Here is a 12,968-nt window from a genome sequence, read left to right as displayed (position 1 = left end):
TAGTTTTCAAAGATCATTTTTGCTTCGGTTAGAAGCGACTTTATTAATATAACATTCTAGCAAGGTGAATGTCAACAACTTTTTAAAAAATATTGAATCAGCTGTTTTATAAAGCCGTCTTTTTAAGGACGAATATTAATATATCATCTATTTTCATTTAACACAATAGTTTTTTTAAAAAATAATAAAGTCATCAGCGTGAACACAATAACCATCGGGTCATACGCTTTACAACTCATGCTGCCGGATGAATCCCGCTCGCTGCCGTTGGCAGATGGTCCTTTTCTAATGTACCGCAGTTTTATATGACAGGCGCTTTTTTTCTTTATTATATCCGGCCGCGTTTCTTATTATTATCGTCACGCATTTAAAAAGATCACCATCGTAAAGATTCAAGACAGTGATCCAGCCTCTCATTTAGTATTATTTTAACCGTTCTTTAATTTTGCGGTCGATTGTCTGACGATCAATTCCGGCTTGTATACCTTAGAGTGTTCCAGCTGATCCATATTCCTTCCTTCCACTTTCGCGATCATCCATTTTGCCGCTTCGATTCCCATCTGCATCTTCGGATGGGTTACCGACGTCAGCTTAACCTCCGACGCCTGGCTTAAATGCGAATCATCATAGCCGACAATCGATATGTCCTCTGGTATTTTCAGCCCGAATTCCCTGATCACGTCAAGCACTAAAAGAGCGATCTGATCATTATAGCAGAAAATGGCGGTCGGTGGCTCTTGTGAAGACAGACGTTTTCTCACTTCAGTGATCGTCTTTTCCTCTTTGTTCTCCGTCTCATAGGTAACAACCATTTCCGGATAAAATGACAGACCGTTTTCCCTGAAGGCGCGGATAAATCCTTTCATCCTGTTGACGCCTTGCATATCGTCCTGTTTAAAAAGACCAAAGACCCTTTCATGGCCGAGCTTGATCAAATGGTCAGTCGCTATAAACCCGCCGTATTCATCATCCAAAATAAAGTGGGGTGGGTTCAGCTCCTGGTAAAACTGATTGATCATCAGGTACGGGATGTGGTGCTGCTCAAGCGTCAAGTAATAGTTTAAATTCGGATTAAAGCTTCCTGTTTTCGTCGGCTCAACGATCAATCCGTCAATGTCTTTATCAAGCATGTTTACAAGGCACTGCTTTTCTTTTTCAATGTCATTATTCGTGCTCGCTACGATCAGCGTGTACCCTTCACTCGACAGCGTCGATTCGATCCCTCTTATAATGTAGGGAAAAATATAATCGGACAAATAGGTCGTGATCACGCCGATCATTTTATGTCTTTCCCTGCCTTTTTCCGAAGGCCTGAGGCGTTGTGAACAGTATGTTCCCGACCCCTGCTCCCTATACAGGAGACCTTCGTGAACCAAGTCGCCGATCGCCTGGCGGACCGTATGTCTGCTGACATCGAAAATTTTCATCAATTCATTTTCCGAATGAATTTTTTCCCCGGGCTTAACTTTCCCTTCATATATCCACGATTTAATTTGGTTTTTGACCATGCTGTATTTTGTATGTTCACTCATCAGATCAACCCCATCTTGTACGTACGAATAATTTCTATTATAAAGGAAAAGCTTCAATTTTTGCTACTTATTGGAGAAATTAAGCAAAAAATTTTGAAAAATACGGCTTGTCGTTCGTTTCTTTTTTTAGTATAGTAGAAAATAACTAAATAATCTTGATGACCACAAGGGGAGCCTCAGGCTGAGAGTGAACAAACCGTTCTGACCCTTTGAACCTGTTAGTTAACGCTGGCGTAGGGATGTGGCAAAGTAAAACTTATTGCATCCAAAGCAGTGCGTGGAAACTATCCTATTCCTTCCCCGCATTGCTTTTTTATTGGGAAAGAAGTCCAGTACCCCTTTGTTCATCAAAAGTGAGGGTTACAATGAATCAATCAAAACAACTTGTCCGGCTTATTGAAATCGCCGTCATGACAGGCATCGCGATCGTATTGGACATAGCTTCAGGAATGTTTTTGAAAATGCCGCAAGGCGGCTCCATCGCCATCATGATGATCCCGATCTTTTTAATTTCTTTTCGATGGGGGCTGAAGGCCGGACTGATTACCGGATTTTTAGCAGGATTGCTGCAGTTTGTCACCGGGGGGCTTTATGCGGTTCACCCCGTACAGTTTCTCCTTGATTATTTTATCGCACCAACAGCTGCAGGAATCGGCGGTTTATTTGCCGGTCCGATCCGAAAAGCTGCCGCGGCGAAAGCAAAGGGAAAGCTGGTATCATATGTTACGGTTGCCGTCTTTTTCGGAAGTGGACTGAAATTTCTCGCCCACGTCATTAGCGGCGCCGTCTTTTTTGGAAATTACGCACCCAAAGGGACGCCGGTCTGGATTTATACATTAACGTATAATGCAACATATATGCTCCCGTCGTTCATCATTTGCGCAATCGTGCTGTGCCTGTTGCTGCTGACGGCTCCGAGGCTTTTGGAACGGAGCATTGATAAGAGATGAAAAAAAGCGGACACCTTATAGGTTCCGCTTTTTTTGCGTTTTTATTAATTCTGCAACCAATACGTACCGCTCCGGGGCAGAGCCTATAAAGTCGAACGGGTAGCAGGTCGAAACGGTTAATGTCGCCCTGGGTTTTGGAACGATAACGGTCCTGTCATCAGCATCGACGATCCTCACCTTTTTCACTTTATATGTAAAAGTTCCATATTCAGCTTCAACAATTAACCGGTCTCCTTTGCCGACTTCACCAAGCCTTCTGAAAACCGTGTCGCGGTGGCCGGACAGAACCGAGTTGTCATCTTCGCCCGGCAGCACGGAACCTGCAAAATGCCCCACTCCCTTTTGAAGCTCGTCTTCGTCTGTTCCGTGGTAAATCGGAAGCCGCGCCTTCATTTTCGGGATCACAAGGTCGCCGATTTTTTCACCGGTTTCAAACGTTCGTACTGTCTCGGCTTTTTGTTTTTTTCCGGTTTGAACAGACGGCTTTTCAGCCGGCTTCTTCTCAGCCGGCTGCTGAGCGGAAAGTGTGCGTCCTTGAAAAAGCTTAAACGCATTGGTAGCTGCAACATACAGCCCGGCCGTTATCATGGCGATCGCCAAAAGCCAAATCACCCTTTTTTTACGGGATGCTCTAATGTCAATTCACCTCTTTGTCTACGCCGCTTTGCGAAGCCTTCTGATCAAGAAAAATCCGCTGAGGATCAGCACGAAACCGAGGATCGACCATTCCGCATAATGCCCGGCCGTTTTTGGAAGTTTTGCCCCCCTTACCGTCTTTTTCACATGCTGCTTCTTTGTATCATGTTGAACGGCTGTTTGGGTTTGCTTCACTTTTGCTCCTGTTTCATGAAATAAATCTGATCCAATCATGTCAGGCGTCAGCAAAACGTCCAAAATGAAATTTCCTTCAAGATCGTAAACTTGTACAAGCAAGCTTGCCCCTTTCAGTTCATCTGCGCTGACAGGCGTCGTCAGTGATACTTCCTTTTTCTTGCCGTCTTTGACTAAATAATATTTCGTTTTCACCTCAAGGGTTTGCTGAAGATCGTGTAAAATAGACAGCATTTGAGCGATATCTTTCGCTTTCAGCTCCGTTACCGTCTCAAAATCGGCAACCGCTTCAAGTCGCTCCCCAATCGCCATCAACTCATCTTCAAGATTCGGATTTTTTTCACGGACGCTCCTAAGATGCTTTATTAGCCTTTCCCATTCCTGATCGTCTACGCCAAGCTCCTGAAACGGATTTTCGATTGCCGCGTCGCCTTCGTCAGTTGTCACGTTCCAAAGCGCATCATCCAGCTCATACTCAAACATGAAGGCATCGAGGATGCTTTGCCCTTCTTCCATATAACCATTATCAACGAGAAGTTTGACCGCTTCTTTTTCATTTAAGCCGTAATCTTTTAAATATGAAGCAAGCCGTTTTTCATCGAGCCTTTCTCCAAGAAAATCTCTTAATTCCTCCGCCGATTCAAATCCTTTCAAACTTTCATCATATGTATCTTGCAAATAGGCTTCCAATTCTTTTTCTGTCATCCCTATTTCTCCAAGATACTCGTTCAGCTCGGACTGTTTCGGTGCGGCGAAAGCTTCTGCGGACGGCACCAGAAACAGCGCGCATATCAAAAACGCCATCATCCTTTTCTTCATAAAATTGACCCCCTATTTATATGTTACCTTTTGATTATAATAGAAATTTTTTAAAATACATGCATTAAATTTAAAATCGTTTTCTCTATTTAAAAAAAGTCATAATCTTTGCTCTCGCTGAATGTAATATAGTAAAGCGAAATAGAGGAGGTATAAACGTGAATCCTTACTATATGATGCTCTTTTGCTACGTTCTGTCGATCATCCATTTCCTGATCGGTTACAGAGAAGCCCTGAAAATAAGCGGAGCTGACGGACTCGTCGACGGAACCGTTATGATCTCCTGTATTCCGTTGGGCGTTGTTTTTGCTTTCTTTTCGCATTTCTTCTGGAAAATGACCATTTAGACCGGGGAAACGATTCGAATGTCATTTGCTTCCCCGTTCCAAAAGGGCTCATCACCCGTAAAAATGGGGCAAAACGCTTAAATTTCGTATACAATTGCCGTTTTTCCGCTGCCAATCATCCTCAAAAAAAGAAAAGCTCTCACTTTGGCGTTATTCACAGAGGACGGCAATTTATGCTATGATAAATAGAACTTCAATTTACAAAAAATTCACAAAAGATTGGAGGGAAGAGAATGGGCAAAGCCGTGGCTTCACAAGAAGTCGCCAACATGCTGAACGACTGGTACATACTGATGAAGAAACGAGACATTTCACGCTCAATCGAAATGAAAGATGACATAGATAAAGCAATTGAAGAGATGGAGGAAGACCAGGACGTCCTTGTTTATTATCAAATGCTTGATTTCCGCTTGCGGCTTCTACTTGAAGATATCAGCCAATCTGCTACCGAAAAGCTGGAAGCCATCGAGTTTCACGACAATGATCCGAAGAGCACGGATGATAAACTGAACTATTATTTTTATCTGTTTAAAGGGATTTATGAAGATTATAAGCAAAACCACACAGAAGCGCTCAATTTTTTCAGAATAGCGGAAAAAAGGCTCGGAGCGATTCAAAACGAAATCGAAAAAGCTGAATTCCATTATAAAATCGGAGTGCTGTACTACAATTTAAAAGCGACCTGGCTGTCGATCCACCATATCAATATCGCAGCCGGAATTTTTCAGGGCTATGAAGGGTATACCAAGCGGGTTATCAACTGCAAAATGCTGATAGGATTAAATTATATAGACCAATTTAAATTTTCCGAAAGCGAAGCCTTATTAAATGAAGCGATCGATAGAACGGAAAAAATCGGCGATCAATTTCTTCTACCTTACACCTACTATAATATGGGCTTTTTAAAAAGCAAGGAAGAAAAGCATGAGGAAGCGCTTAAATATTACAATAAAGCTTTTGCCATCAAGGATTTTGAATCAAAGGCCCAATATGCTTATCTCCTCTGTGTGTACGAAACCGTAAGATCGCTTTTGAAAACAAATTCACAGGACAAAGCTTTTCAATGGATCGATGTAGGTTTCAAAAAGTCCCGCGAAATGAACAGCAAAATATTCGAGCTGAAATTCAAAATTTTACATACATTATACACAAGCCCGCCGAATAAAATGGAAATGATCAAGGACTTTGTTCACCAGCTAGAAACTGAAAAAGCATGGGTTGATCTAGAGGAATTATTAATGGACGTGGCGAATTATTATAGGGAAAAGAAGCTATATGAAGAAGCCATATACTTCTACATTAAAACTGATAAGGCGAGCAAGCTTGCCGGAAGAGGAGGAGAATAAATGAAAAAGTTTTTATTAGCAGCCGCTGTTTTAGGGGCGGTACTGAGCTTTTCGTTGGCAAACCATCCATCCGAAGCGGTTTCAAAGAGCGACAATATCCTTCTGGCTTCCCGCGGAGCAGGCGGTTAAACATTTCCTTCAAAATCCCCATTCACTGCATAGCTGAATGGGGATTTTGCACCTTATAAAAAGTCTGGCTATTGCCTATACCATTCCAATTTTTCAGGAGCGATTCATATGAAAAAGAAAGTGCTGCTGACAGGTTTTGACCCTTTTGGCGGAGAATCCGTCAATCCAGCTTGGGAGGCGGTTAAGCGGCTTCATGGTGAAACGGCCGGTGACATTTCCATTGCAGCTGAAAAAATCCCGACCGTTTTCGGCAAATCGGCTGTCGTTTTGGAGAAAGCGATCGAGAAACATCAGCCCGACATTATCATTTGTACGGGACAAGCCGGCGGGCGGCCGCATATCACACCCGAACGGGTAGCGATTAATATCGATGACGCCAGAATCGCCGATAATGAAGGCATGATGCCTATAGATGAAAACATTGCACAAGACGGCCCTGCCGCTTATTGGTCGACTCTCCCGATCAAACGCATCGTACAAAACTTGAGACACAACGGGATTCCCGCATCTGTCTCAAATTCAGCAGGCACTTTTGTCTGCAATCATTTATTTTACCGGCTAATGCACCATTTAGCCCTTTCATCATCAGGTGCGAGGGGCGGATTTATCCATATTCCCTATCTTCCTGAACAAACCATCGATAAAAAAGAACCGAGCCTTAGCCTTGACGTGATCGTCGAAGCGCTGCGCATCGCGGCATTAACGGCTGCCAACCATGAAACCGATATCCGCGAACAAGGCGGTTCACTCGACTGATTCGAGCTCCGGCGGATGAGTCGGATCGTACCGCTGCGTATTGGCAATCTCCCTGCGGTTATCCCCAAGAGATATTTTGGTTATTTTACCAGGTTTCACAATAATAATGACAATAGGAGGGGATATGATGAGCATTTTTAATGAGGCCAGAAAAGAAACATGGAGCGAAATACGGGAGTTGTCAGACGATGACATCAACAAAAGGCCTGAACAAGATGAATGGAGCATTCAGGAAGTCCTTGACCACCTAAAAAAACTCGATTTGCAGGCAGCCCGGTTATTCAGGGAACGAATCAGAAGCGCTCCTTTTCGAACAATTGAAGCCAAGCCGGTCCATGTGTCTGAAGACCGGTCTGTCAAACGAAAAGCTCCAGATTCTTTGGAGCCCGAGAGAAAAACGACGGATTTGCTGGCAATCAAAGCCGAACTGGACCATGCCCGCTCACAGCTTACAACGGTAATCGCCACGCTTCAGGAGGAGGATTTTGAAAGGGTGCTTCCTCATTCCGTCTTTAAAGAGCTTACGGTGAGACAATGGATCGATTTTATCGGCCATCATGAAAAAAGACATGTCAAACAAATTCAGGAGATCAAAAAGAAATTGTCGTGAAAAGACATTCGGGAGGCATGTTCATCAGGATTTCCATACCTCCCCTTCTTTCTTATGCGAACGATCTTGCGTCTTTTACGGCGTTCGGTGAGTACGACCATACGTCAACCTGATCGCCTTGTGCAATCACTCCCGGCCGTTCAACGACACAAACGATCCCCCTTCTGCCCATGGCATGGCGTACAAAACGGGAAGCGAGCTTCGGCTTGTCCGGAAACTGTTTTTGAATGACCTCGCCGGGCTGGATGCAGGGTTCATTTTCACCTTCGCACAAAAGCGCGGCACCGCTCGGAAAGATGAGTCTGCTTCCTTCCCTGACATGCGTCAATTGAGGCAACCCGCTTAATGCGATATTGGCTCCGAGCCATTCCGGAAGTACAGCAGGGATGTTTAGCCTTTCGGCAATCGCCAGGCATTCTTCGACAGAGACGATCGAAATCTGCCGTCTGTTAAAAATCTCCGTACCTTTTTTATACATCGGTTCCCTGGCGCCGGCCGTCTTTGTCAGGCCGAAATGCAGATCACCGGGAATTCCTCCATAGTCAATCGAAATTTCTTCTTTTTTCTCCGTCACAAATGACGGGGTATCGGCGATGTATACGTTCTCCGCCGTCGCTTTCCGTCTTTCCCACATTCAACCCATCTCCTTTTTTGAATATGAGAATTATTTTACAATGCTTCCTTTTTTTCTTCAAATCGTTTTAAAACCCGCTGTGCTTGGAAGCACACGCGGGTTTCCGGGATGGGCTTATATAGTTTTCGGCGTTTTATTAAAACAGCGTTTGTAAATCCAAATGTAGGCTTGTTCATTTAGGTCTCTCGGATTTCCGACCGTCTGCGGGTCTTTCATCGCCTCTTTTGCAAGGCGTTCGATCATCTCAGGTGATACGCCTTGTTCTTCAAGGCCCGGAATCTCTAAATCCTCTACAAGCTGATACATCCAATTGACGGAGGCTTTTGCCGCTTCTTCCGTCGTCATGCCGCTTGTATCAATGCCGAATGCTTTTGCGATGCGCGCAAATTTTTCAGGGTAGCCTTTCCAATTGTATTCCATCACAGGTCCCATCATAGCCGCCACGCATTGGCCGTGGGCAACCGGGATGATGCCGCCGAGCGTCTGGCTCATCGCGTGAGCCGCACCCGCTGATTCGCTGCCGTAGGAAAGGCCTGCAAGCATTGCCGCCTGAGCCATTCCGTATCTTGCTTCAAGATCTTCACCGTCCGCAAACGCCCTGCGGATATAATGTGCGGCATATTCAATCGCAAGCAGTGCGACAGCATCGGTAATCGGCTGCGCAAACTTCATCGTATAGCATTCGATCGCATGGGCCAAAGCGTCGACTCCCGTCATCGCCGTGACATGGGGAGGCATCGATACGTGCAGTTCAGGATCGATGATTGTCAAATGCGCCGCGATCAGCGGTCCTCCCGTATTGAATTTGAATTCGCGCTCTTCATCCGTAATAACTGCCCATTGCGTAACCTCTGAACCTGTACCTGCTGTCGTCGGAATCGTCGTTAGCGGAGGAATCCGGTTTTCAAGCGGTTTTTTTCCTTCTGCCGCTTCATAATCAAGCACCGTACCCTCGTGGGTCGCTTCAACTCCGATCGCTTTGGCCGTGTCCATTGAGCTTCCTCCGCCGACCGCCACAAGACCGTTGCAGTTTTCTTCAGCGTAAAGCTTTGAGCCTTCTGCTACAAGACGCACGGGCGGATTTGGTTCGACTTTATTGAAGACGACGACTTCAATGCCGGCTTCTTGCAATGATTCAACGACAGGTTTTGTAACACCGGCATTGTGAATGCCCGGGTCTGTGACAAGCAGCGCTTTCGTTACGCCAAGCTTTTTCACTTCTTCCCCGACATGCTTTACGGCTCCGATTCCGTGCTTAATAACGGTCGGAATTTCAAACGTATGGAATTTGTTCATGGCTTCTACTTTCATATTTAAAGTCATTCGCGATTCTCCTCCTCTTATGCTTTAAACCAATTGACAGCCGCCGGTTTTGTATTGCGGTAAACGTGCTTCACTTCCGTGTATTCATCAAGACCCATGCGGCCAAGCTCGCGGCCGATCCCTGACTGCTTGTATCCGCCCCACGGCGCCTGAGCAAAGTATGGATGGAAGTCATTGATCCACACCGTACCCATTCTCAGCTTGGAAGCGACGCGCTCCGCTTTTTCAATATCGTTTGTCCAAACCGCCCCGGCAAGGCCGTAGATCGTGTCATTTGCAAGCGCGGCAGCTTCTTCTTCGGTACGGAATGTTTCAACAGTCAAAACAGGCCCAAACACCTCTTCCTGCACGATTCTCATATCCGACCGGCACCCTGAGAAAATCGTCGGCAAGTAGAAGAAACCGTCCTGCAGCTCTTGATCTTCTGGACGCTTGCCTCCCGTTTCAAGCTTAGCGCCTTCCCTCAGACCGATTTCCACGTATTGTTCCACTTTGCTTCGGTGTTCAGCGGAAATGAGCGGACCGCTCTGCGTTTCTGGAGCGAATCCGTTGCCAAGCTTAATATTTTTCGTACGCTTAATAAGTTCTTCCAGGAATTCGTCGTGTAGCGATTCTTCCACGAGCAGCCGTGAACCGGCAGAGCAGACTTGGCCGGCGTGGAAAAACACGGCGTTTAGCGCCTGGTCAACCGCAGCATCGAAATCAGCGTCTTTAAACACAATATTCGGATTTTTTCCGCCGAGCTCAAGGGCGATTTTCTTGACATTCGTGCTTGCTGCCTGCATGATTTTCTTCCCTGTTTCAATTCCGCCCGTGAATGAGATCAGATCGACGTCCGTATTTCTGGCAAGCTCATCGCCTACCGTATCTCCCGGTCCGAGGACAAGGTTGGCAACGCCTTTTGGCACGCCAGCTTCTTCCATTAATTTAAATGCTTTAATCGTTGTCAGAGGCGTGATCTCGCTCGGCTTTACAACGATTGTATTGCCGGCCGCCAAAGCGGGAGCGATTTTCCAGCTGGCTTGCAAAAGCGGATAATTCCATGGCGTGATTTGTCCGCAGACTCCGACTGGCTCTCTGACGATTTCGCTTTTTGAATTCGGAATCGGCGAGGATATGATCTCTCCCCCATCCTTATCCGCAAGCCCCGCATAATATTGAAATACGTTTGCAATATCATCCATGTCGGCTTTGCTTTCTTCCAGCGTTTTGCCGGTATCGAGCGATTCAAGCTCCGCAAGCTCATCATGGTCCCGCCTTATGAGCTCCGCAATCTTCAATACAATATTGCCGCGCTCAAGACCGGTTGTATTTGACCATTCGCCTGCATCAAAGGCACGGCGCGCAGCGGCTATGGCCTTAACAGCGTCTTCTCTGCCTCCTTCACTGACGGTTTCGATATGCTCCTGATTAAAGGGATTGATAATCTTGCGAGTGCCGCCTTTTTCAGCGCTCACCCATTTTCCGTCAATGAAAAGTGTTTGACTCATAAAAGCAACCTCCCGATCACGCAAAGTTTGTTAAATAAAAATTTAACGTTTTTAACAATTTGAATTTAACACGCGTATAAAACCGTGTCAAAGAAAAATCGGCCGGACGATTTGTTTGAATTTTATGTGATCTCAAGCCTCATGCGGACTGAGCCGTTTTCAAAAAAAATTTAATTTTGACTTTTTGATATCTTTCGTTAAGATAAAGAACATAAAGAAATTACTTAACAAATTTAACGCGGATTTCAGGACCGGTCCCGATTTTTATGGGGATTGGGTCTTTTTCATTGATGTTTCCGCTCCTTTGAAAGGAGGATAATGATGGACGAGCCACGTGATCTTTCGGCAAAAGAAGCGATCGCACAAGCGAAAGATTTAGTCATCGATTCGATTGCAGAAACGATGGATCTGTACGGCATCACCCGGAGTGCGGGCATTTTGTACGGAACGATGTACCTTTCAGATGAAATGACGCTGGACGAAATGCGGGAAGAGCTGCAGATGAGCAAGCCGAGCATGAGCACGAGCGTTAAAAAGCTCCAGGATTTAAACATTGTGAAAAAAACGTTTCACAGAGGAAGAAGAAAACACAGCTTTGTGGCTGAAAAAGATTTCTTTACATTTTTCACAAGCTTTTTTCCGCAAAAATGGGAGAGAGAAGTAAAGGTCAATCTGGCTGCCATTCAAGATGCCCAGCAGGCATTGCAGAATGTCGCAGAAGACAGCGGACTGGAACAAAGCGTAAAAGAAGAAGCGAAGGCGCTTTATGAGCAGCTCGAACAGTCAAAGACTTATTACGATTGGCTGATGAGACTCGCACAATCAATGCAGTCCGGAGAGATATTCAAGTTCATTCCGATTGAAGACAAAAAATAAAAGGTTTTTAGCTGCCCTGTCAAAAGAGCGGCTAAAAACCTTTTTTTACGCATAATTCCGATTCTGAGCAAAAGACTAAAGGAAAGGAGGATGATCCCTTATGCTTGATAAAGAAACGATCCAGATCGTAAAGTCGACAGCCCCCATTCTGAAGGAGCACAGCCAAGAAATCGGCAAGCGGTTCTATGAACTGTTATTTTCAAAAGTCCCTGAACTGCATAATATGTTCAACCAGACCAATCAAAAACGCGGAATACAGCAGGAAGCTTTGGCTTATGCGGTATATGCCGCCGGTGAAAACATCGATCATCTGGAGGCTTTAGAGCCCGTCATTAAAAGAATTACCGAAAAGCATCGGGCAATCGGCGTAAAGCCTGAACAATATCCAATCGTCGGCGAGACGCTGCTCGCAGCGGTGAAAGATGTATTAGGCGATGCTGCAACCGAAGAAGTGCTTGAAGCCTGGAAAAAAGCTTACGGCGAAATTGCAAAAGCCTTTATCAATATTGAACAAAAGCTTTATCAAGAAACCGAGCAGCTACCCGGAGGATGGGAAGGCTACCGGAAATTTCGCGTGGATCAAAAGGTGAAAGAGAGCAGTCTGATTACATCGTTTTACTTAAAGCCTGAGGATGGTAAGCCGATCGCTTCATATGAGGCTGGACAGTATTTGACGATAAAAGCGGAAATCGAAGGCGAGGCGTATACGCACATCAGGCATTACAGCCTTTCCGACGCCCCTGGCAAAGAGTATTACAGAATCTCCGTCAAGCGCGAAGATGCGCATGGTGATGCACCGGCAGGCATCGTCTCAACGTACTTGCATCAGCAGGTGCAAACAGGCGATATTCTTACATTTTCCGCTCCGGCAGGCGATTTCGTGATCAGCAGCACCGATTTGCCGCTTGTATTGATCAGCGGCGGCGTCGGCATTACGCCGCTGTTAAGCATGTTAAACACGACTGCTGAACAACAGCCCAACAGACAAGTGACATTTATTCACTCAGCAAAGAACAGCGAATTTCACGCCTTTAAAAAACATGTGGCCGATTTGGCTGAAAAGAACGAAAATATCCGGTCTTTTGTATGCTATGAAGCGCCTTCTTCAGAAGATCGTTCCTTGCAAAACTTTGATAAGGAGGGCTTTATCGACTTAGAGTGGCTGCAAACCATCCTCCCGGGAAGGGATGCGGATTTTTACTTTTGCGGCCCGATTCCCTTTATGAAAGCCGTCAACGGGGCGCTGAAAGAATGGGGTGTGCCGAAAAACAACATCCATTATGAAGTGTTTAACCCGGTTGCGATTTTAGAAGAAGAATAAGGGG

14 protein-coding genes and 1 riboswitch are annotated in these 12,968 nt (G+C 45.5%); of the genes, 8 read left to right on the top strand and 6 right to left on the bottom strand.

Going from position 1 to position 12,968, the window contains the following annotated elements:
- Positions 1 to 428 precede the first annotated feature (428 nt).
- Positions 429 to 1,532 (bottom strand): GntR family transcriptional regulator, encoded by a 1,104-nt coding sequence (locus V7126_RS17365; RefSeq protein WP_216899526.1) that lies wholly within the window; start codon positions 1,530 to 1,532, stop codon positions 429 to 431.
- Between the two features lie 157 nt (positions 1,533 to 1,689).
- A riboswitch (TPP riboswitch) is annotated at positions 1,690 to 1,789 on the top strand.
- 108 nt (positions 1,790 to 1,897) lie between these two features.
- Here V7126_RS17365 and thiT point away from each other — a divergent pair.
- On the top strand, positions 1,898 to 2,482 hold the full coding sequence (gene thiT, locus V7126_RS17360; RefSeq protein ID WP_175077073.1) for an energy-coupled thiamine transporter ThiT: 585 nt from the start codon (positions 1,898 to 1,900) through the stop codon (positions 2,480 to 2,482).
- A 15-nt stretch (positions 2,483 to 2,497) separates the two neighbouring features.
- On the opposite strand, the gene V7126_RS17355 is transcribed toward thiT, so the two are convergent.
- Positions 2,498 to 3,070, bottom strand: coding sequence for a class D sortase (locus V7126_RS17355; RefSeq protein ID WP_046132346.1), 573 nt, complete (start codon positions 3,068 to 3,070; stop codon positions 2,498 to 2,500).
- A gap of 66 nt (positions 3,071 to 3,136) precedes the next feature.
- Positions 3,137 to 4,132, bottom strand: coding sequence for a processed acidic surface protein (locus V7126_RS17350; RefSeq protein WP_046132334.1), 996 nt, complete (start codon positions 4,130 to 4,132; stop codon positions 3,137 to 3,139).
- 158 nt (positions 4,133 to 4,290) lie between these two features.
- Here V7126_RS17350 and V7126_RS17345 point away from each other — a divergent pair, with 158 nt between their 5' ends.
- The 5 genes from V7126_RS17345 (at position 4,291) to V7126_RS17325 (ending at position 7,320) form a co-directional block, all read left to right on the top strand.
- Positions 4,291 to 4,479, top strand: coding sequence for a hypothetical protein (locus V7126_RS17345; RefSeq protein ID WP_046132335.1), 189 nt, complete (start codon positions 4,291 to 4,293; stop codon positions 4,477 to 4,479).
- A 233-nt stretch (positions 4,480 to 4,712) separates the two neighbouring features.
- Entirely contained in the window at positions 4,713 to 5,825 is a 1,113-nt protein-coding gene (locus V7126_RS17340; protein ID WP_046132336.1) for a tetratricopeptide repeat protein, read from the top strand.
- Complete coding sequence (locus V7126_RS17335; RefSeq protein ID WP_269082056.1) at positions 5,826 to 5,954, top strand: hypothetical protein; 129 nt, start codon at positions 5,826 to 5,828, stop codon at positions 5,952 to 5,954.
- 108 nt (positions 5,955 to 6,062) lie between these two features.
- Positions 6,063 to 6,710: a pyroglutamyl-peptidase I gene (gene pcp / locus V7126_RS17330; protein WP_046132337.1), complete on the top strand. Its 648-nt coding sequence runs from the start codon at positions 6,063 to 6,065 to the stop codon at positions 6,708 to 6,710.
- 124 nt (positions 6,711 to 6,834) lie between these two features.
- Positions 6,835 to 7,320, top strand: a complete 486-nt coding sequence (locus V7126_RS17325; protein WP_236809849.1) for a DinB family protein — start codon at positions 6,835 to 6,837, stop codon at positions 7,318 to 7,320.
- A 52-nt stretch (positions 7,321 to 7,372) separates the two neighbouring features.
- Here the strand turns inward: V7126_RS17325 and V7126_RS17320 are convergent, their stop codons facing one another.
- From V7126_RS17320 to betB, 3 genes are all read right to left on the bottom strand, one after another.
- Positions 7,373 to 7,954, bottom strand: coding sequence for an MOSC domain-containing protein (locus tag V7126_RS17320; protein ID WP_046132339.1), 582 nt, complete (start codon positions 7,952 to 7,954; stop codon positions 7,373 to 7,375).
- Between the two features lie 114 nt (positions 7,955 to 8,068).
- Entirely contained in the window at positions 8,069 to 9,277 is a 1,209-nt protein-coding gene (locus V7126_RS17315) for an iron-containing alcohol dehydrogenase (RefSeq protein WP_335497942.1), read from the bottom strand.
- Between the two features lie 17 nt (positions 9,278 to 9,294).
- Positions 9,295 to 10,767, bottom strand: coding sequence for a betaine-aldehyde dehydrogenase (gene betB, locus V7126_RS17310; protein ID WP_335497939.1), 1,473 nt, complete (start codon positions 10,765 to 10,767; stop codon positions 9,295 to 9,297).
- 321 nt (positions 10,768 to 11,088) lie between these two features.
- On the opposite strand from betB, the gene cudC reads away from it, so the two are divergent.
- Together cudC and hmpA are read left to right on the top strand one after the other, a co-directional pair.
- Positions 11,089 to 11,643, top strand: a complete 555-nt coding sequence (gene cudC / locus V7126_RS17305) for a choline uptake/conversion transcriptional regulator CudC (RefSeq protein ID WP_335497937.1) — start codon at positions 11,089 to 11,091, stop codon at positions 11,641 to 11,643.
- 100 nt (positions 11,644 to 11,743) lie between these two features.
- Entirely contained in the window at positions 11,744 to 12,964 is a 1,221-nt protein-coding gene (gene hmpA, locus V7126_RS17300) for an NO-inducible flavohemoprotein (protein ID WP_335497935.1), read from the top strand.
- Positions 12,965 to 12,968: the final 4 nt, after the last annotated feature.

It is taken from the genome of Bacillus sp. JJ675, from assembly GCF_036963165.1.
Lineage (GTDB): Bacteria > Bacillota > Bacilli > Bacillales > Bacillaceae > Bacillus > Bacillus glycinifermentans.
This window is presented reverse-complemented; position numbering and strand designations above follow the sequence as displayed.

Coding starts and splice junctions, on each gene's coding strand:
- V7126_RS17320 (WP_046132339.1), bottom strand. CDS start 7,954: ATGTGGGAAAGACGGAAAGCGACGGCGGAGAACGTATACATCGCCGAT.
- V7126_RS17335 (WP_269082056.1), top strand. CDS start 5,826: ATGAAAAAGTTTTTATTAGCAGCCGCTGTTTTAGGGGCGGTACTGAGC.
- betB (WP_335497939.1), bottom strand. CDS start 10,767: ATGAGTCAAACACTTTTCATTGACGGAAAATGGGTGAGCGCTGAAAAA.
- V7126_RS17340 (WP_046132336.1), top strand. CDS start 4,713: ATGGGCAAAGCCGTGGCTTCACAAGAAGTCGCCAACATGCTGAACGAC.
- V7126_RS17325 (WP_236809849.1), top strand. CDS start 6,835: ATGATGAGCATTTTTAATGAGGCCAGAAAAGAAACATGGAGCGAAATA.
- V7126_RS17350 (WP_046132334.1), bottom strand. CDS start 4,132: ATGAAGAAAAGGATGATGGCGTTTTTGATATGCGCGCTGTTTCTGGTG.
- hmpA (WP_335497935.1), top strand. CDS start 11,744: ATGCTTGATAAAGAAACGATCCAGATCGTAAAGTCGACAGCCCCCATT.
- pcp (WP_046132337.1), top strand. CDS start 6,063: ATGAAAAAGAAAGTGCTGCTGACAGGTTTTGACCCTTTTGGCGGAGAA.
- V7126_RS17355 (WP_046132346.1), bottom strand. CDS start 3,070: ATGATAACGGCCGGGCTGTATGTTGCAGCTACCAATGCGTTTAAGCTT.
- V7126_RS17315 (WP_335497942.1), bottom strand. CDS start 9,277: ATGACTTTAAATATGAAAGTAGAAGCCATGAACAAATTCCATACGTTT.
- V7126_RS17365 (WP_216899526.1), bottom strand. CDS start 1,532: ATGAGTGAACATACAAAATACAGCATGGTCAAAAACCAAATTAAATCG.
- cudC (WP_335497937.1), top strand. CDS start 11,089: ATGGACGAGCCACGTGATCTTTCGGCAAAAGAAGCGATCGCACAAGCG.
- thiT (WP_175077073.1), top strand. CDS start 1,898: ATGAATCAATCAAAACAACTTGTCCGGCTTATTGAAATCGCCGTCATG.